The following is a 19,408-nucleotide window of genomic DNA, read 5'->3' on the forward strand; positions in this document are numbered from 1 at the left end:
CGACACCTGGACACTGGCTTCCCGACTCTCCTGAAGAATCCAGGATCCTGCCGCCTCACAGGCCACCAAGAACAAGATCTTCAGTGATCTTCTAGAGTCGTTCGACGCGCTCGCCCTCGGTGAGCACCCCTCTGGTGTCGAGGACGAGCCTGCCCTGATCTTCGATGATCTCCAGGTCGAAGGTGGCGTGCTGCTGCAGGAGCACCGTCAGGTCCGCTCCGGCGACCGCCGTCGCGAGGTCTTCCGCGCGTGGCACCGCGCTGCCGTTCACCTGCCACTCCTTGACGTACGGGTCGAGGTAGACCAGATCGGCGCCGAACTCCAGCAGCGCCCGCGCGACGGGCAGGGCCGGGCTCTCGCGTTCGTCGGCGATGTCGGCTTTGTAGGTGACGCCGAGCAACAGCACCTCGGAACCGTTGAGGGCTTTGCGACACCGGTTGAGCAGCCGCTGCGCGCGGGCCACCACGTAGGACGGCATGCGCTCGTTGATCTCCTGAGCCAGTTCCACGAACCGGAACGGGTAGCCCAGCTTTCGCACGGCGTACGACAGGTACGACGGGTCGACGGGAATGCAGTGCCCGCCGACGCCGGGCCCGGGAAGGAACTTCTGGAAGCCGAACGGCTTGGTGCCCGCGGCCTCGATGGCCTCCCACAGGTCGATGCCGAGTTCGTCGCAGAAGATCGCCATCTCGTTGACGAGCGCGATGTTGACGTGCCGGTAGGTGTTCTCCAGGAGCTTGGCCATCTCCGCCTCGCGGGTGCCGCTGACCGGCACGATCTGCTGGACGAACCGCGCGTAGAACGCCGAGGCCACCTCCAGGCAGGTGTCGGTGTGGCCGCCGACGACCTTGGGGGTGTTGCGCAGGCCGTACTTGGGATTGCCCGGGTCGATGCGCTCAGGAGAGAAGGCGAGGTGGAAATCCGTCCCCGCCAGGAGGCCGGAGGTCTCCAGGATCGGGCGGGCGACCTTGTCGGTCGTGCCGGGCCAGGTGGTGGACTCCAGGACGACCAGCGTGCCGGCGCTCAGGTTCCTGGCGATGGTCACAGCGGCGCTTTCCACCGCGGAGAGGTCGGGGCGATGGTCGTCGTCGAGCGGGGTGGGCACACAGATGACGATCGTCCGGCTGCGGGCCAGCACGCTCTCGTCGGTTGTCGCGCGGAAGCCGCCGGCCTGCCCCATGTGCTCGAGGTCGGCGTCGGTCACGTCGTCGACGTACGACCGGCCGGCGTTGAGGGCGTCCACCTTTCGCGGGTCGGCTTCGAAGCCGACGACGCGGAGCCCCGCGGCCACGGCCTCCTTCGCCAGAGGCATTCCGACGTAGCCCAGTCCGACCACCGCGAGGTCGTAGCCGGCGCCGGAGGGGTCGCGTGCCATCAACGATCCGTGGAGTCGAGGCGCCGCAGGGCGGTGGCCAGCCGGCCGGCGCTGAGTCCTGTGGTTATCGGCGGCACCCGGTCGCCGAACCGGAGCCGGAAGCGCGCGGTCAGGTCGGCAGGTCCGAAGAACTGCCCCGTCCAGGCGGGAACGGTGGTCCTCAGGTCGCTGTCCTCGCCCAGCGACGTGGTGAAGAGCTCGACGACCGCGCGCTGCACGGCGGTCGCCGGGCTGCCCGTGGCCTTCCCGCTCGTGTGAGCGGCCGCACGGGGCGGTGGGAGCGCGGCCCGGTCAAGCTTGCCGTTGCCGGTCCGCGGCATCCGGTCGAGCACCGTCCAGGTCGCGGGCACCATGGAGGCAGGCAGGAACCGGCCGGTGTGCGCGCTGAGTTCCGGCCGGCTGAGCGCGGCCGCGCCGGTGGCGACGACGTAGGCGTCGAGCCGATGGTGATCACCGGCGCGCGCCGCGACGACGGCCACCTCTCGCACCTGAGGGTGCCTCGAGATGACCTGCTCGATCTCCGCGGGCTCCACACGGAGGCCGCGCATGTTGATCTGTTCGTCGAGGCGGCCGAGAAACTCCAGATCGCCGTCCGGTCGCCAGCGGACCAGGTCCCCGGTCCGGTAGACGACGCCGGCGGCGAAGGGGTTGGCGACGAAGCGCGAAGCGGTGAGATCAGGCCGCCCCACGTAGCCGCGGGCGACTCCCGCGCCGCCGATGCACAGTTCGCCGGGGACTCCGATCGGAACCGGCGCCAGCCGTTCGTCGAGGACGTAGGCGAGGGCACCCGGCATCGGCCGCCCGATCGGCACCGACCTCGCGGGCGGCTCCCCGCGGTCGCAGGTGTACGAGGTGGCCCAGACGGTCGTCTCCGTCGGGCCGTATTCGTTGATGAGAACGGCTTCACGCGTCACCTCGTTGTGGCGCGTCACGAGAGCGGGAGGGCACACCTCACCGCCGACCACAGCGCAGCGCAGCCCGGCGACGGAGTCAGGAGCGGCGTCCAGCAGCGCGGCGTACTGTCCTGGAACCCCGTCGACGTGTGTCACACGCTCGCGCGTGATGAGCTCGCCCAGCAGCCAGGGGTCGCCGACCTCGTCGTCCGTGGGCAGGACCAGCGTGCCTGCCCTTGTCAGGGTCAGGTAGACGCCGGCGCCGAGGGCGTCGAAAGCCGGCCCGGCCAGGGCCAGGTAGGAGTCGATCGGACCGGGGAAGACGGGGTAACGGGCGATGGTGGACGCGACGATCTGCCGGTGCTCGACCTGAACCCCCTTGGGGCGACCGCTGGATCCGGAGGTATAGATCACGTAGGCGAGCCGGTCGGGCCCCGCCTCCGCCTGCCGCCTCCCATGAGGAGCGGCCGGCACGCTGCCGGATCGAAGGGCGTCCAGCGTCTCGCCGTCGATCACGATCTCGGCGCGCGCGTCGGCCGTCATGAAGGCCAGACGATCGGCGGGATGGCCCGGATCGAGCGGGAGGTAGGCGGCACCGGCCTTGAGCACTCCCAGGAAGGCGACGATGAGGTCGACCGAGCGCGGCAACCGGACCCCGACGACGTCCTCGCCGCGCACGCCGAGATCGCGCAGTCGCCGGGCGAGCAGAGCGGACCGGCGATCGAGCTGTCCGTAGGTGATCCGCTCGGTTCCGCACACCACGGCCACGGCGTCGTCGGGGCCGGCTATGAGCTCGTGAAGCACGTGGCTGCTCGCGGCCGGCTCCGCCGTACGGCTGAAGCGTCCGACCACCGTCGTCCGCTCGGCCTCCCCCATGAGCGAGATCGCGGAGAGGGTGTCACGGGGGTCGGCCGCCAGCAACCGCTCCACCTGGTGGAGCAGCCGCTCGGCGGTCGCCTCGTCGATGTCCCTGGCGTCGAAGCACGTGTCGTCCATGCCGATGGTGAGGCTCGATCCGACCGCCCCGTGCGGCGGCACCCTGGGGATCAGCGTCAGCGGCCCGGCGTCGACGAACCTCGGCGGAGCGGCTGCGTCAGCGAAGTGAACCGCGGGCAGGTGCCGGATCCCGGCATCCTCCATGACCTGATGCGCGCCGTCCCGGAAGGCGCCCGCGTGACGGAGTCCTCTCCCCCGGCGTTCCCTCACCTGGTCCACCAGGTCGCTGAGGGATGCCGTGTCGTCGATGTCGATCCGGACGAAACCTTCGGGAACGCCGATCAGCAGATCTCGTGATCGAGTCCAGCGTCCCAGTACCGCCGCCAGCGCGGCGAGCACGGATTCCGGTGCCGCGTCCTCGAACCGGTGCCTGATCACGCCGGGACCCGCGCCCGGGCTGCCTTCCACCGGTATCCGCGACACGGGAGGATCGGTGATCACGTCCCGCCAGTGGGCGCGGGCCCGCGCGGTCGGCTCGTCGCCGCCGGCCGCCGCCCGGCCCGCGTAGGCGTCCGCGACCGCCTGGACGAACTCCCCGGGAGTCGCGGTCTGCGCGGGAAGCGTCACCGCCACACGGCGGTCGCGTACCAGAAAGCTCGGCGTCAGCCGGACGGGAACCGGAACCTCGAGGCAGGGGAACGCGGCGAGCGCCCCTTCGAGCCGGGTCCGATCGACGGCTCCCGCGAGGTCGATCGTGAACGTGACGGTGTGCCAGGGACCGTCGGGATCGAGAACCCACTGCTCCCAGAGCCGCCGTCGTCGTGCGGTCATCATGGCTCCTCGACTGCTCGGACGATCGCGTCGCACAGGGCCGCGGCGACATCCGCGGGTACGGCCTCGCACCGATGACTGACCCGCAGCACCGATCCGGGCAGGAACTCGACGACGAGGTCGACGTCGAGCCGGGTGGTGTCGGCCCAGACGAAGCGCGTCGCCGCCGGCAGGTCGAGCCGCGGCTCGGGAGCGTCCTGCACGGCCAGGACGGTGGTGTAGAGCGGACGCCGGCGGGCCAGTCTGGCCACCTCGTAGGCGGGCACGTCCTGGTGGCTCAGGGCGTCCACCAACCCTGCCTTCGCGGCCGCGACCCCGGCTCCGCGCAGCCGTACGCACACCATGTCGATCAGGCAGGTCACCGACCTGGCGAGGACGTCGTCGTTGCGCCGGGCCACGGGCACGCCCACGGCGAGGTCGGACCCGCCCGTCAGGGCTTCCACGGCTCGCGCGTACGCGGCCAGCAGGACGACCGTGCTGGTGGTGCGATGCCGCAGGGCGCTCTCGTCGAGCCGCGTGACGGCCAGCGGCCGGCTCACCGAGGCGAGTCTGCCCGGCTCGACGCCGTCACGCCGGCCGGGGTCCGGCAGGCCGGTGAGGGCGTGCCTCCAGTAGGCCCGCTGGGCGTCGAGGTCCGTCACGCCGGCCTGGCGATGGTAGGCGCGGGCGACCTCGCCGAGACCGGGAGCCGGACCGCCGAAGCGAGGGGCGCGACCGTCGAGCCGGGCCCGGTACGCCACTGACAGGTCGTGGGCGAGCAGGCCGGCGGCCCAGCCGTCGATGGCGATGTGGTGCACCACGATGCCGAACCGGCCGGGGGCCAGGGCGGAGCGCCACACCTGTCCGGATTCCAGGTCGAGCGGCCGGATCAGCACCGCCGGCAGATCGTGGGGATCTTCCACCAGCCGGAGTTCGACAGGGTACGGTTCGGCCGCGATCTTCGCCACCGGCCCGTCCTGCAGGAAATAGCGACTGCGCAGAGCCTCGTGCCGGATCGCCACGTCGGTGAGCGCGGCCTGCAGTGCCGCCCGCTCCAGCGTCCCCTCGTACTCCCAGACCAGCGGGCACATGCCGGAGACGTCCTCGGGTCGCATCTGGGCCGCGAGGAAGAACCCGAGCTGGGAGGGCAGGAGGGGGACGGCCGTGGCCGCCGTCGGCGTGCCGGGCTCTCCACGATCCTCGCCGGCCCCCCGCGTGCGCAGCCACGCGGCCAGCCGCGCGGCGGTCGGATGGCGCATCACGGCCGAGACGGGAACCGTGACACCGAGGCGGGCCCCCAGCCTGACGCACAGCCTGCCCGCGGCCAACGATGTGCCGCCGAGCGCGAAGAAGTTCTCGGTGACCTGTACTTCCGGCAGTCCGAGCACGTGAGCGAACCCCTCGGCCACGACCTCGGTCACGGGATCGGCAGTCACGGGATCGGCGAGCAGGGGATCGGGATCGACGGAGGTCTCGCCGGTGGCGGCGGGCTTCGCGGGACCGGCGAGCAGGGGGGCAGTGAGCGCCTCGTGGTCGGTCTTGCCGTTGGCGGTCAGCGGAAAGCCGTCCACCCGCGTGATCCGCGCCGGCACGAGATAGCCCGGTAGCCGGGCCCGCAGCTCGCCCTCCACTCCAGGGGCCGGGCGTTCTCCCTGGTAGAAGAGCGCCAGACCGGTCGTCGTGCCGTCCGAGCCGGTGAGCGGCACCGCCGCGCTCCGCACCACCCCGTCGAGGGCGTCCGCGGCCGTCTCGATCTCCGCTGGTTCGACCCGGTGGCCGCGGATCTTGACCTGCCGGTCGAGTCGGCCGCGGTAGCGCAGCAGGCCGTCCTGCCCGCGTTCGCCACGGTCACCGGTGCGGTAGGCACGGGTCCGGTCCCCGTCGTCGACGACGATCTCGACGAACCTCTCAGCGGTACCCGCGGCGTCGCCGAGGTACCCGCGGGCGAGGCCGTCGCCGCCGGTGAACATCTCCCCGTCGATGAGGTGTATCCGTGTGTCCGGCGCGGGCAACCCGATCGGGACGTCGCGCCGCGCGCAGTCCTCGGCGGTGACACGGTGAGTGGTGACCAGGATGCCGCATTCGGCGGGCCCGTAGCAGTTCACCAGGGCGATGTCGGGATGCCGGTTCACGAACCTGCCCGCATGGAATGCGGAGATCCGCTCGCCGCCCGTCATGACCTGGCGCAGACCGGTGAACGCGTCGAGGTCCTCGTCGACGTACAGGTTGAGGAGCGAGGCCGGGAGGAAGAGCGTGTCCAGCCCGCCGCGGTCGACCAGCTCACGGACCCTCTGCGGGAGCGGGTACGGCTCGGTGACGACGACGGCGGTGCCGCCCGAGCACAGCGCGCCCCACAGTTCGAGGGCGAAGCCGTCCCAGGACACCGCCGTGGACAGCGAGACGATCGGACGGCCGGTGAGGTCGGCGGCACCGCAGCGCGGGAACAGCCGGGCGATCGCCCGGTGGGGGGAGAGCACGCCCTTGGGGCGGCCCGAGGTGCCCGAGGTGAAGACCACGGTGGCGATGTCGTCGCCATCGACGTCCTCGTCGACGCGCGCGCCCCTGGCGGACGCCACGGCGGGGTAGGCGCCGGCGTCGATCACGGCGGCCGGTTCGAGCCGGCGGCTCAGCTCCTCGACGCGTACGGCGGGCCAGCCGGGATCCAGAGCCGAGTACGAGGCTCCGCACTTGAGCGTCCCGAGGATCGCCGTGACGAGGCCGATGGATCGGGGCAGCAGCAGCGCCACCCGCTCGCCGGGGCCGACCCCTCTGGCGCGCAGCCCGGCGGCCACCCGGTCGGAGGCGGCGTCCAGTTCGGCGTACGTCAGCACGCGCGTGCCCTCGACCAGGGCAGGGTGGTCTCCTTGGCGCTGCGCGTGGCCGCGGAAGACCTGGTGGAGCACCCTGGTCACGGTCAGCTCACCGCCGCGACCAGATCGCGCAGGACGGGATTGTCCACGAGGTCCTTCACCGCGATGTGGAGCCCGGCCCTGCGCGCCCTGCTGACCATGGTGACCGCGAGCAGGCTGTCTCCGCCCAGCTCGAAGAAGTGGTCGTCCTGGGTGATGCCCTCGATGTCGAGAACCTCCTCCCAGATGCCGGAGAGGGTGATGGCGACCTCGGATGGTGACATATCAGGACTCCTTTGCGGAATGTGGCAGGCAGCGCCCAGCCAGATGGGCGACGTTGAGCACCCTGTTGGTGAGCCGAACCGACGGTGTCGCTCCGGGGACGGACTGTGTCGCACGATGCAGGGCCGCGGGCACGGAGAGAGGTTTGTCGTGATGGCGCCCGGCGCCGAACGCGGTGCGGACCGCCTGCGAGAACCCTTTGCCGTTGCGGTGCACGACCACCAGTGAGGGCACGAAATGAACGGAGAGCCCGAGCCGTTCGAGCTCCGCGACCAGTTTGTTGTCGCCGCCGGGCCCCGCGGATGTCATGCCGCCGGCCTGGAGGAAGGCCTCGCGCCAGACCGCGCTGTTCCCGCCGGCGAAGAAATCGACCGATTCGCCATGCGACAGGCCTCGGTAGCGTTCCATGTACCTGGCCTGGCGTGCCTTGGAGACCAGGCCGGCGTCGAAGGGCAGGACACGGCCGGTGATCCCGCCACGGCCCGGTGTGAGCTCCTCGGCGATCCGGTTCAGCCAGTCCGCGCGGGGCAACGCGTCGTCGTCGAGGAAGGCGAGCATCGGTGAGCTCGCCCGCCCGGCGCCGAGGGAGCGAGCGCGCATCGCCCCCTGCGGGCGGGCGTTGCGGATCACCCGCACCGGCAGGCCGGGCACCGACGCGTCGCCGATGCGCGGCTGCGAGCCGTCGTCGATCACGAGCACTTCGTGCAGCAACGTGGTGTCGCAGTCGACGAGCGCCAGCAGGCAGCGGCGCAGGTCGCGATACCTGTCCCTGCTGGGCACGATCACGGTGACGGGCGCGTCCATTGGTCTCTCCATTCACGGCACAGGGCCGGCCATAGCCGGTGGTGTCCCACTGGCAGGTAGGTACGGCGGATCGCGTGCGGCGCCGCGAGCCAGGGCAGCGGAGCGGCTTTGACCGTGCCGAAAGCGAGGGTTCGGGACGGCACGGCCGGCACGCTGGGCACGAGCCCGTAGGGATAGGCCAGCGGGGGCGAGGCCACCGCGAGCCGGTCGCGGATCACCGCGAGCGATTCGGTGATCTCGTGGCGCTGTTCGTCGGCGCCCAGCTCAGGCAACCTGCGGTGGGTCACGGTGTGCGCGCCGATCAGATGCCCGGCCGTGCGCAGTCCGCCCAGTTCCGCCCAGCTCAGCAAGCCGTGGTGGTAGTACGGCTCCGCGCCGGCCGGACCGGTGATGACGAAGAACACCGCCTTGACGCCGAACCGGTCGAGGATCGGCAGCGCGTACTCCAGCGTGTCCCGGTGACCGTCGTCGAAAGTGATCAGGAAGCGCGGTTCCGCGGGCAACGCCCGCAGGTCGCTCAGCGCGCCGGGATCCAGTGGCCTGCCGTACTCGTCCAGCAGCGTCTCCAGGGCATGGGCGAACGCCTGCGGGGTGACCGACGTGTAGTGCTCAAGAGCGGGATGCACGTGGTGGAAGTACAGGACGAGTGGCCAGCCGGGCGCTGAGCCGGCCATGGCGAGCTCCACCTCCGCGGGCAGCGGGCCACGGATCATCGGTCACCTCCACCCGAGGGCGTCGGCCACGGCGCGCGGCACGCGCAGCCCTTCGGCGCGGCTGTGCGAGGTATGGGCGGCCTCGAGCTGGTCGGGGAAATGCGGCTCGGGGGCGCCCCCGGCGTAACCCGCTGTCACGGCAACACGCAAGGCTTCGATCAACGTGTCGATCTCGTCGAGCCCGAAGGCGGCGGGCGAGAGTCCGATGAACAGCTGGCTGCAGTTCATCGGCCGGCCGGGGCGCTTGCGCTGCTTGCCGACGAGCGGACTGATGGTGTGGCCGCCGAGCATGCCGGCCAGCACCTCGGCGATGACGGTCACGCAGAGCCCCTTGTAGCCGCCGAACAGCGGCACTGATCCGCCCTGCTCCAGGTCCGCCGGATCGGTGGTCGTCCGTCCTTCGCCGTCCAGCAGCCATCCCGGAGGGACGGGCGCGCCACGATGCCCGGCGTCGCGGATCTTCCCGATCGCCACGACGCCGGTGGCGAAGTCGACGACGAAGGGTTCGTCGCGGCGGGTGGGGGTGACGAGGCAGACGGCGTTGCTGCCGAGCGTCGGCCGGACCGCTCCCGGAGCCGCCAGGCTGGGGCCGGAGACGTTGTACAGCAGCCCGACGGTCCTGTGCCGCTGGAACGGCCACCGGTAGGCGGCCATCATACCGACGTGGTTGTTGTGGTGGACGGCGACCGCGGAGACGCCGGTTCTGACCGCGGTCAGCGCGCACCATTCAGCGGCTCGTGCGGCGGCGACCTGGCCGAATCCGGCGCGGGCGTCGACGCGGGCGGTCGCGCCCCGTGCCGAGAGGACGGGTCTGGCCGTGGGATCGATGCCACCCGCGCTGACCCGCTCCAGGTAGGTGGGCAGGAGCCCCACTCCGTGGGAGGGGTGCCCCCTCACATCGGCCTCGACGAGGACGTCGGCGACGATGCCGGCGGTCTTCTCCGTGGCGCCCACCCCGCGCAGGGCCGCCACGGTGAGGTCGCGCACCTTTCCGGCGGGCAGGCGGAGGTCAGGGCCAGGATCCGGCGCGGAGCTCTCCGGGATGAGAGTCCCCTTGGCGAGAGTGAACACGCGGTCGGGCATCACCCGCTCGCCCTGGACGGCGTCGGTGGCCAGCAGGACGGTGGTCTTTCCGCTCGCCTTCCGCTCTCGGACCAGTGCGGCGAGGTGGTCGACGGGCAGCCGGTCGGCGTCGTCGACGACCAGGACCTGTCCGCTGATCTGTCCGAATCGTGGGCGCAGCTCGCCCTTGAGCACCGCGCCGAGCACGCTCTTGCCTGAGCCCCGCGCGCCGCGGACCAGGACCGTCTGGCCGGCGGAGATGTCGAGGTCGAGTCCGCGCAGGAGGACCGCCTCCTCGCCGGGCGCGCCGACGACGACGACGAGATCGCGCACGGTCAGCATGTGAGCTCCTCCGCCGCCGCGCGCACCCTGACGACCGCCTCTTCGAGCAGCTCACGAACGGTGCCGGGATGGTAGTGCCCGGTGCTGTACTTGATGTGCAGCTCCAGCCGCCTGTCGACGACGTCGCCTTCGAGCATGAGCGTGTAACGCTCGGTCTGGACCTGCGAGCGCAGTGGCCCGAGGGGCTCGTCGGCGGATCGGAGCAGCGCACCGGCGCGCTCGTCGAGCCGTCCCAGCTGGCCGCGGAAGTTGTAGCGCAGCGTGGTCTTGGGGAGGTCGGCGAGCTCGTCGGTGAAGTGGCGCAGGGCGTCGAAGCCGAACAGGCGCTCGGGGACGGCCCGCAGGTCCGCCGGGTCGAAACCGTCCCGGGCCGTGAACACGATCGGGAACGTGTTCTGCAGATAGCCGACGGTGTCGACCACGTCGATGTTCAGTGGCGTCAGGTGCCGGCCGACGTGATAGGTGTCGACCCCGACTGCCGGAAGGCCCCAGCGCGCCATGATCGCCTGAGCGGCCGCGTCCAGCACGACATCGCTCACGCGTAGTCCCCGAGCCCTGGACGCCCTGGCGAGCACCGCGGTTTCCGCGGCGGACAGCCGGATGCCGGCCAGTCGCATCGTGGACAGCGACGCCGGCTCGTCGCGGTCGGTGGGAGGCATCCGTACCGCGTCGAAGGGCCGTGCCCGCCAGCGTCGCGCGTCGGCCGCCGCCTCCTCCGTACGCACCCACTGCTCGACGGCGGCGACGTAGTCGGCCGGCGTGGCGGGACGACGCGGTCCTTCGAGTTCGCCGCGCAACGCGCTTTCGAGCTCGTCGGCGACGATGCCCATGGAGAATCCGTCGAGCGTCAGATGATGGATGATCACCAGTAGCCGCCCCGGCTCGTCGCCGAAGGGGAAGTGCACCACGTGAAGGACCTGGCCGTCCGCCGGTCGCATCCTGGTCTGCGCCCTGGCGATCTCCTCGGCCAGGGCCGCTGCCTCGCCACGGTAGTCAGCCAGTTCGGCCCGGCCCATGACCGTGCCGGCCTGCGGGCTCAGCACCTGTGACCGCCATCCGTGCGGAGTCACGCGGTAAGCGGTGCGCAATGCCGGGTTGCGCTCGAGGAGGCGTTCCACGGCCCGGACGAGGATCTCGCCGGTCAGCTCGGCAGGTACGGTGAACAGCCAGCCGAGGTTGAAGTGGTGCCAGTCGGCGTCCGGCCGGTTGCCGACCCACCGCCGCTGGGCGGGAAGCAGGCACGTCATGCGGTCACCTCCGCGGACTGCTCGGCGCGTTGCCGGCGGGTGCGGGGATGCCGGACCGCCACTTCGGCGCTGATCAGGCAGGCGCCGCTGACCAGAGCGAGCAGCACGACCCAGCCGAGCGATGTCAGGCCGCTGATGAGCAGGGCGACGACCACGGGCCCGATCGCCTTCTGCGCCGAGTCGCCGAGCGCGAAAACCGCGAGGTAGCGGCCCCGCAGGCGTTCCTTGGCGAGCCCGATGGAGACCGTCCACTCGGCGGCGGAGGCCGACAGCTCGCCGATCGAGTGCATCACGACCGCGACGGCCATGACGGCGATGGTGAGCGTCACCCCGGTGTACTGGGCCGTCACGTAGCCGGCCGCCGCGAACGCGAAGGCGATCGCGGCCCGCGCGTACGCGGGACGGACGTCCGCCGGTCCGCTGAGATTCCTGGTCGCCCGTACCTGGAACAGCACGATCATGATCGTGTTCGCGGTGAACAGCACGCCGACGAGCGCCTGCGGGGCGTTGGTGTGCTGGACCACCCAGAGCGGAACGCCGACGATGAAGGCGTTCGCCTCCAGGAGCACCAGGACGTTCAGCGCGGCGAGCGTCACGTAGCGCCAGTCCGCCAGCACCGCGCGATAGCCGCCGGGGGCTGGGGCCCGCTCTGCTTCGGCGACCGCTCGGAAGGCCCGCTCGGGCGGCCTGATGGACACGACGAGAACGGCCGCGACGACGAACGACAGGACATCGAGGCCGATGGCCAGGAGGTATCCCTCGCGGGTTCCGACGGCCAGCACGATCGCGGCAAGCAGTCCGCCGATTCCGTATCCGGCGTTGCGGATCGAGCGGTTGAAGGCCAGCAGCCGGTTCCTGGTCTCGCCTTCGGCGATCTCGGCGATGAAGGCGTGCTTGGCCGGCCGGCCGGAGGCGTCGGCCGTCTGCGCGAGAAGCACCGCGACCACCAGCGGAGCGAAGGCGTCGGCGAGCAGGTAGGCGGCGGTCCCGAGTGCGGCCAGGCCGAATGCCGCGATCACCACCGGTTTGGGGCCGTAACGGTCGACGAGGGCGCCCCCGACGGGCACCAGCGCGATGCCGGCGATGCCCGCGATGCTCATGGCCAGGCCGACCGTCACCGGCTCGAGGCCGATCTGCCGGGTGAAGTAGATGATGACCAGCGGCATCAGCAGACCGCTGCCCAGAGCGTCCACGATCGCCACCCAGGACCAGCGGCGTACCGCGGGAATGTCAGGCAGGCCGACCAGCCTGCCCACGAGGCCGGTCATGTCATCGCTCCGGAGGCTGGTCAGGAAGCCGCTGGAGGAACTCCAGACGGTTGCCCAGATTGTCATGGACGTAGAAGCGCCGGTGGCAGGGGAGGTCGCCGTCCCACGTGACCTCGACGCCGCGATCGGCGAGGCGGCGGGCCAGGTTGTCGAGATCGGCCGACCTGATGCCGGGATGGGCCTTACGGGCCGGGCGGAAGTCCTCTTCCACGCCGAGATGGATCTCCAGTGCGTCGGCCCGCACCCACAGACCTCCGCGGGCGGCGAGCGCCGGCGGCTTCGGGATCTCGACCATGCCCAGGACACCCACGTAGAAGGAGCGGCACTCGTCCTCGCTGCCGGGAGCGATGGCCAGTTGGACGTGATGCAGGCCGAAGCCGAACGGCGACCGATGGTCATGGTCATGTCGCCCGGCGTGGGGCGGGTTGTCACTCACAGCTGTTCTCCCTTTCACGAAGACGCCCCCACACGGCGGTGACGTGGGCATCCAGGTCTGCCGGCAGATCGGGTTCGGGGCAGGTGCTGCGCCTGGCGCGCAGCCCGCCGAGATAGGGGGCGAGATCCAGACCGACGAAGGTGCTGAGCCGCCGCGTGGCCCTGCCGTCGCACAGCGCGCGATATCCGACCACCATCTGGCGCGCCGGGTCGAGCGCCGGCGCGAGTGCGAGCCAGCCGCGGTGCCAGGCCGCCCACTTGGCGCACGCGCCGACATCGGTAGCCGGCTTCCACGGCCGCTCTCCCGCCCATTCGTGCGTGGAGGCGGCGACCTCGTACGGGTGCCGCACGAGAAGCAGCAGGCGAGCCGACGGCACCGCCTCCAGCACGGTGGGCAGATCGAGCAGGTACTCGTTGTACTTGTCCCCCCAGAAGGGCCAGGCCGCGTAGGACTCGGTGAGGATCTCCCGGACCAGCGCCGAGGGGTCGTCACGCCGGCCCTCCGCCACCCTGGAGGCGGCGGCGCGCAGGGCGGTGCCGACGCGGACGCGCCAGTGCGCGACTCCCTGTCCTGCCACCGGCTTGCGGCCGAGAGCATGCCAGATCTCGTCGGCCCGGAAATGCCGGCCCGCGAGATCGCTCCGCGTGCACCAGCGGGGCAGGAGGTAGGGCAGCTTGCCGTTGACGGTGAACAAGCCTCCGCTGTCGGCGTAGGCACGGCTGAGCGCGTGCGCGAAGGCAGTCGTTCCCGACCGCTGAGCGCCGAGGAGCAGGAGCGGGCCGTTCACGTGGTCACCAGCCTCTTCAGCCACCGCATGCATTCGACGCTCGCCGCGTGGCCCCCTTCGGTGAAGGCCTCGCCCCATGGCCGGTCGCGTTCCTCCCGCGTCAGGACGCGCCCGTGCCGCCAGTGAGTCTCCAGCGACAGCCAGCCCTCGTAGCCGTCGGCGGCCAGGGCGGCGACGATCTCCGCCCAGGGCAGATCGCCCTCGCCGAGGCGGACATAGCCGGTCGTGCCCGCCGGGTCCTTGACGTGCACGTGGCGGATGAGTGCTGACCCGATCCGGTACTCCTCGGGAAAGGGAGCCCGATGCCGGCCGCTGAAGACGCTGTTGCCCGGGTCCCAGAGAATCCCGACGTCGCTGTGACCCAGCACGTCCAGGAAGGTCATGATCAGGGCGATCGTCGGGGTGTTGGTCCGCGTGCCGGTCTCCACCAGAAGCTGGACGCCGGACATGGAGACCCCGTGCAGCACCTCCCTGGCGACCTGGGCGGCGCTGACCGGATCCGGTGCGCCGTCCCGGTAGAAGGTGAAGGCGCGCACGTGGGGGGCGCCGAGGAGACGAGCCTGCTCGACGGCGCGGATCAGCAGGGCCCGGACCCGGCCGACGTCCTCGTCCGTGCGCGGCAGGTCGCACTTCATGGCCGGCGGGCAGAACCCCGCCACCTCCAACCCGTGCTCGGACACCGTCCTGCGCGCCTGCGCCAGCTGCTCGTCACCGAGCCGATGGGGCGGCGTGTTCGCGAGGGACCGTATCTCGATGCCCGAGAACCCGCAGGAGCGCGCGGTCCTCGCGACGACGCTCAGATCCTGGTGGACTTCGTCGTTGATCACGGCGAGTCGCATGCGACCCCCTTCCACGCATGGCAGAGGACGCTCAGGTCCTGCTCGGGCACGCCCGCGTGCGACTCCACCGTCAGGTCGGTGACGTCGTCGCCGGCCAGGCGGAGCCAGCGGAGGTCATCGCCGGTCAGCGGGCGGTGCCGGTGCCGGTCGCCGCAGCCGAAGCCCTTGACCTGAACGGCACGAGCCAGCGGGGCCAGCTGGGTCAGATCCGCCTCGAAGTCTCGCGAGATCCCGTGCAGGCCAAGGTTGTCGATCAGCAGGCGGCAGCCGTACCGGTCGCACAGGCGCATCAGCTCATCGGGGCCCGCATGCCCTCGATGGGTCTCGATGAGGACGTCTCGCGGCGGACGATGGCGGGTGAGTCGGTCGATCTGCTCCGACGTGCACGGGGCCTCGAGCGCGCCCACCGCCGCGAAGATCTTGACGGGGTGATCGGGGAAGTGCTCCGCCGGCGTCACGTCGTAGTCGTCCCGGCCGAGCACGACCGACAGTCCGACGAACGCCACGGGGAGTCCGGCCAGTCCGGCGATGCCGTCCCGCTCCCACCGGTGGCCCCTGCCGGCCCGCAGGTCGACCACCGTACCCCCGGCACGACGGGTGAGCGCGGCCAGATCGGAAGCGCTCAGCTCCGGCGCCGACGCCGACGAGAGGCCGCACCGTGCGATCATCGGCCGCCGGCCTTCCGCACCTCGTCGAGCACGGTCACGACGGCCCTGGCCCGGGCCAGCCGGCAGCGATCGGGGCCGGCGGCGAACTCCTGGTAGACCCGTGTCCGGAGGGCCGGGGTGGGCTCGGGTGGGATCTCGGTCACCCGATCGCCGACCGCGATCCGGACCATGCCATCGGTAATCTCGAATCGCCTGGCGTCGCCGCCGACGATGACGAGGTGTTCCGCCCGCGTGCCGCCATCGGCCGACACGGTGAAGGCCAGCGTCGCCCCCGAGGCGAAGAAGATCGTCCCGGCGCTCCTGATGTCGATTCCGGGCGCACATTCGCGATAGTCGCTGACCCGTACCCGTTCGATGTCGCCCAAGAGCTGGCAGGCGATGTCCAGGTAGTGAATTCCGAGGTGAGACGTGACCCCGCCGGATGAGTGCAAGGGATTCGCGCGCCATCCGGTGAAATGTTCGGGCGCCCGTGGCCGGCTCACGAGCAGCGTTCCGATCGCGTCGCCGCCCCAGGCGGTGCAGGCGGTTTCCGGGATGCGCAGGCGATGCTGCAGCATCACGGCCACGTCGTCGGACTTCGCGGCGAGCCGGTCCAGTTCCTCGACCGACATGGCCGGAGGCTTCTCCAGGAGAAGCGATTTCCCGGCGTCGAGAACAGCGTGCGCCATGTCGGACCGCTGACCGGGAGGGGTGCACAGCGCGACCGCGTCCAGGTCCGGGTCCGCCAGGACGTCCGGCCACGAGCCGATCCGCCGGTGCGGGAGGACGTCGACGGTTTCGTCGGCGTCGAAAACGGAATGCAACACCATGGCGCCGGCTTGTCGAATCGCCGTGGCGTGCTGCCGGCCGGCTTTGCCGTAACCGACGATCGCGATACGCATGTCGCCCCGGTGATCATGCTTCGACCTCGCGGCGCGCGAAAGCATGTCGCTTCCGGGAGTTTCTTTCATCGAGTCACACTTCTCTCCCGCGCCAGGGCCGGCGTCGGAGTCGCTCGCATCGCAGAAAGGGATGAATCTGACACTGGCCCCTCATATGCCGAGGGCGACCGCGCCGATGGCAGCGCCATCACATGGGCACGATCGATGAGTATCGAGCAATTCGTGCAGATTTATACGGTTTATGGCCGTATGTGCAGTTTCTAGCCGAATCGCCTTGCATGAGCCTTTCATCGGACTTTCATGAGACTTACCGAGGCCATGCCGGCGCCGGGCCCGCCGCCATGCCCGCCGCCATGCCGGCGCCGGGCCGCGAGGACCGGCCACCCGCCGCCCCGCCCTCCCGCGACCCGCGCAGGCGTCGGCGCGAATCCCGACAGGCTCGGCGACCATCCAGAATGATGGGCGGGACAGCCCTGATCGAGAGGCGTCGATGACTGGAGAGCGCGGCGGAGGTGTTCGTCTCGGTCGCGGCCGTGCCGCCGCTGCCGAAGTCGCAGGACGAGGCGCTCGACGCACTCGAGGCCGACCAGGTCGTCGCGGCCTGTTCGCGCCCGACCTCATCGACACGTACCTGTCGGTCAAGCAGACGGAATCGCGCGCGCTCGACGGTCTGGACGACGTGGAAAGCTGCCGGAGGATCGCTGATGTCTTCTGAGTCCCTCGATCAGTCGATCGAGGCCATCGCGCTGGTGGACCACCATGTCCACGGCGCCGCGGGCAACGACCTGTCCAGGGCGGAGTTCGAGGAGCTCATCACCGAGTCGGACCGGCCGGTACCCGGCTGGATGAGCCAGTTCGACTCCCAGATCGGCTTCGCGATCCTGCGGCACTGCGCGCCCGTGCTGGGTCTCGACCCGCACGCCTCGCCCGAGGCGTACATGGCGCGGCGTGCCGAGCTCGGCGCCGCGGAGGTGAACAGGCGGTTGCTGACCGCGAGCGGGATCGGCCACTTCCTGGTGGAGACCGGTTATCGCGGCGACGAGATCCTCGGGGTCACGGGCATGGCCGAGGTCACCGGACGGCCCGCCGAGGAGGTCGTCCGCTTGGAGGCGGTGGCCGAACAGGTGGTCGCCGAGGGCGTCAGCGCGGCCGGGTTCGCCGCGCGCTTCGCCGAACTGCTGTGGAAGCTCAGCCGTACGGCCCGCGGCCTCAAGACGATCGCCGCCTACCGGCACGGGCTCGACCTCGACCCGAGCCCGCCCACCCCCGCCGAGGTCACGGCGGCGGCGGGGCGGTGGCTGCGGGCGGTCGAGGAGACCGCGACGGTCCGGGTCGACGATCCGGTGCTGCTACGCCACCTGATCTGGACCGGGATCGAGCGCGGGCTGCCACTGCAGTTCCACACCGGCTACGGCGATCCTGACATCGACCTGCGCCGCTCCGACCCGCTGCTGCTGCGGGGGCTCATCGAGCGGGCCGAGCCCAGCGGGGTGCCGCTGCTCCTGCTGCACTGCTATCCGTTCCACCGCAACGCGGGCTACCTCGCCCAGGTCTACCCCAACGTCTACTTCGACGTGGGCCTTGGAGTGAACTACACCGGAGCGCGCAGCGTGGCCGTCGTGGCGGAGAGCCTGGAGCTGGCGCCGTTCGCCAAGACTCTCTTCTCCTCCGACGCCTGGGGCCCGGCCGAGCTGCACCACCTGGGCGCCCTGCTGTGGCGCCGGGCCATGTCCCGCGTCCTCGGCGGTTTCGTGGCCGACGGGGAGTGGTCGCCGGCCCAGACGGTCCGGGTGGCCACCATGATCGGCAAGGACAACGCGCGTCGCGTCTACCGCCTGGGAGACGACGCATGACGGATCAGACCCGAGCGCTATCCCGGACAAGACACGCGAACACACCCCGGATGAGAACGCGCGAACGCACCCCGGACGAGAACGCGCGAACGCACCCCGGACGAGAACGCGCGAACGCACCCCGGACGAGACACACAGACACACCCCGGACGAGAACGCGCCAACGCCTGCTCGCCGCGCTGCGCGCCGAGCTTCCGAGCTCCTGCTCTGGCGGTCATGGCCGAAGGCGCGAGCCCTGATGGAGGAGCAACTCGGCTGACCCGCGCGCGTTTCAGCGCGTGAGGCCGCGATACCGGCGCAGGCGTCGCAGTCGATGGGCGCGCGCAGCGTGCCGCCCGAGCGGGACCGACGACCTCCCTCCAACTGGCCCCCTCCACTTACACCCGTCAGCGGCTCGACCCCGGCCGGGTGGGTGGCCACGCCGGTCGGGGCGGTGCTCCGGCTCACGGCGGAGCGTTGGCGGGAGCGGCCGCATCGAAGGTCGGCGGCTTGCGATGATGCCAGGTTGACGCCATAGTGGCGTCATGGATCTCGCGCCATACGTCGACTATCTGCGCCAGGAGCTGGCCGCCGCCGCCGAGGTCGGTGGCGACGACGCCCGTGCGCTCGCCGAGCGGCTCACCGGGCCGCTGGAGTCCGCGACCAGGCTCGCCCTGCTGGAGGCGCTGTCGAAGGCGGCCGACGAGATCACGCGCGACCTCGCACCCGGGTCGGTCGACGTCCGCCTGCGCGGTCGCGACCCGGATTTCGTCGTCAGGGTCCCCGTCGACGAGTCCGCCGACCAGACCGTCGAGCCCGTGCCCGCCGTCGCGGCCAGGCCGCCGGCTCCCCCGCTGCCGCCGGAGGGCGACGAGGGCGGTACGGCGCGCATCAACTTCCGGCTTCCCGAGCACCTCAAGGTCAGGGTGGAGGAGGCGGCCGGCAGGGAGAGCCTGTCGGTGAACGCCTGGCTCGTCAGGGCGGTCGCAGCCACCCTCGAACCCGCCGAGGGCCGCGGCGGCGGGCGCTCCTCGGGCACGTCGGCGGGACGCCGCTACACCGGCTGGGTCCGCTGACACCCCAGCCTGACCGTCCGCCGGACTCCCCGTCCACCAGCCCTCGTCCGCCGGACTCCCCATCCACCGGCCCTCGTCCGCCGGACTCCCCGGCCCTCGTCCGCCGGCCTCCCCGTTCGTCGGCCTGCCGGTTCGCCGGCCTGCTGACCGTCCCCCTGTCCACCCGCCCGCCTCCACGTCCGCCGACTCCCCGTCCGTCCGGCCGTCCATCTGCCCACAGCACCGGTGAGGCTCATGGACGCCGCCCGCCGCCCCGCAAAGTGCCGCGTTCCATCCGGCCCGCATGCGGACCTGATCACGCCGCGGGG

Annotated in this window: 16 protein-coding genes; 2 read left to right on the plus strand and 14 right to left on the minus strand. The window is 71.3% G+C overall.

The window, feature by feature from the left end; all coding sequences use genetic code 11:
- Positions 1–91 precede the first annotated feature (91 nt).
- Genes ACWEVS_RS25845 through ACWEVS_RS25910 form a run of 14 tightly spaced genes read right to left on the minus strand, consistent with a single transcriptional unit; the run spans position 92 to position 16,192 of the window.
- Positions 92–1,375 (minus strand): nucleotide sugar dehydrogenase, encoded by a 1,284-nt coding sequence (locus ACWEVS_RS25845; RefSeq protein ID WP_452553733.1) that lies wholly within the window; start codon positions 1,373–1,375, stop codon positions 92–94.
- Positions 1,375–4,035 carry a non-ribosomal peptide synthetase gene (locus ACWEVS_RS25850; protein ID WP_452553734.1) on the minus strand — a complete coding sequence of 887 codons (2,661 nt, stop codon included), beginning with the start codon at positions 4,033–4,035 and terminating at the stop codon, positions 1,375–1,377. The genes ACWEVS_RS25845 and ACWEVS_RS25850 overlap by 1 nt, the downstream gene beginning before the upstream one ends.
- The gene (locus ACWEVS_RS25855) at positions 4,035–6,926 is read right to left on the minus strand and encodes an AMP-binding protein (RefSeq protein ID WP_452553735.1); all 2,892 of its coding nucleotides are present in this window, start codon (positions 6,924–6,926) and stop codon (positions 4,035–4,037) included. The genes ACWEVS_RS25850 and ACWEVS_RS25855 overlap by 1 nt, the downstream gene beginning before the upstream one ends.
- A gap of 2 nt (positions 6,927–6,928) precedes the next feature.
- Positions 6,929–7,147 (minus strand): phosphopantetheine-binding protein, encoded by a 219-nt coding sequence (locus tag ACWEVS_RS25860; protein WP_449928910.1) that lies wholly within the window; start codon positions 7,145–7,147, stop codon positions 6,929–6,931.
- A gap of 1 nt (position 7,148) precedes the next feature.
- The gene (locus ACWEVS_RS25865) at positions 7,149–7,949 is read right to left on the minus strand and encodes a glycosyltransferase family 2 protein (protein WP_452419561.1); all 801 of its coding nucleotides are present in this window, start codon (positions 7,947–7,949) and stop codon (positions 7,149–7,151) included.
- Positions 7,928–8,662 (minus strand): polysaccharide deacetylase family protein, encoded by a 735-nt coding sequence (locus tag ACWEVS_RS25870; RefSeq protein WP_449928914.1) that lies wholly within the window; start codon positions 8,660–8,662, stop codon positions 7,928–7,930. The genes ACWEVS_RS25865 and ACWEVS_RS25870 overlap by 22 nt, the downstream gene beginning before the upstream one ends.
- A 3-nt stretch (positions 8,663–8,665) precedes the next feature.
- Entirely contained in the window at positions 8,666–10,066 is a 1,401-nt protein-coding gene (locus tag ACWEVS_RS25875; protein ID WP_452553737.1) for an Ldh family oxidoreductase, read from the minus strand.
- Positions 10,060–11,313, minus strand: coding sequence for a condensation domain-containing protein (locus tag ACWEVS_RS25880; RefSeq protein WP_452553739.1), 1,254 nt, complete (start codon positions 11,311–11,313; stop codon positions 10,060–10,062). Before ACWEVS_RS25880 ends, ACWEVS_RS25875 begins: the two co-directional genes overlap by 7 nt.
- Positions 11,310–12,581, minus strand: a complete 1,272-nt coding sequence (locus ACWEVS_RS25885; protein ID WP_452553741.1) for an MFS transporter — start codon at positions 12,579–12,581, stop codon at positions 11,310–11,312. The genes ACWEVS_RS25880 and ACWEVS_RS25885 overlap by 4 nt, the downstream gene beginning before the upstream one ends.
- Before the next feature lies 1 nt (position 12,582).
- The gene (locus ACWEVS_RS25890) at positions 12,583–13,017 is read right to left on the minus strand and encodes a glyoxalase (RefSeq protein ID WP_449928922.1); all 435 of its coding nucleotides are present in this window, start codon (positions 13,015–13,017) and stop codon (positions 12,583–12,585) included.
- Entirely contained in the window at positions 13,010–13,804 is a 795-nt protein-coding gene (locus tag ACWEVS_RS25895) for a sulfotransferase (RefSeq protein WP_449928924.1), read from the minus strand. Before ACWEVS_RS25895 ends, ACWEVS_RS25890 begins: the two co-directional genes overlap by 8 nt.
- Complete coding sequence (locus ACWEVS_RS25900; protein ID WP_452553742.1) at positions 13,801–14,643, minus strand: sugar phosphate isomerase/epimerase family protein; 843 nt, start codon at positions 14,641–14,643, stop codon at positions 13,801–13,803. The genes ACWEVS_RS25895 and ACWEVS_RS25900 overlap by 4 nt, the downstream gene beginning before the upstream one ends.
- Positions 14,628–15,311 carry a hypothetical protein gene (locus ACWEVS_RS25905; protein WP_452553744.1) on the minus strand — a complete coding sequence of 228 codons (684 nt, stop codon included), beginning with the start codon at positions 15,309–15,311 and terminating at the stop codon, positions 14,628–14,630. Before ACWEVS_RS25905 ends, ACWEVS_RS25900 begins: the two co-directional genes overlap by 16 nt.
- The gene (locus ACWEVS_RS25910) at positions 15,308–16,192 is read right to left on the minus strand and encodes a Gfo/Idh/MocA family protein (RefSeq protein WP_449928930.1); all 885 of its coding nucleotides are present in this window, start codon (positions 16,190–16,192) and stop codon (positions 15,308–15,310) included. The genes ACWEVS_RS25905 and ACWEVS_RS25910 overlap by 4 nt, the downstream gene beginning before the upstream one ends.
- A 704-nt stretch (positions 16,193–16,896) precedes the next feature.
- Here ACWEVS_RS25910 and ACWEVS_RS25915 point away from each other — a divergent pair.
- The gene (locus ACWEVS_RS25915) at positions 16,897–18,045 is read left to right on the plus strand and encodes an amidohydrolase family protein (RefSeq protein WP_452553745.1); all 1,149 of its coding nucleotides are present in this window, start codon (positions 16,897–16,899) and stop codon (positions 18,043–18,045) included.
- 524 nt (positions 18,046–18,569) lie between these two features.
- Positions 18,570–19,100, plus strand: coding sequence for a hypothetical protein (locus ACWEVS_RS25920; protein ID WP_449928936.1), 531 nt, complete (start codon positions 18,570–18,572; stop codon positions 19,098–19,100).
- The last annotated feature ends 308 nt before the right edge of the window (positions 19,101–19,408 follow it).

The organism is Nonomuraea sp. NPDC003754 (assembly GCF_053605785.1).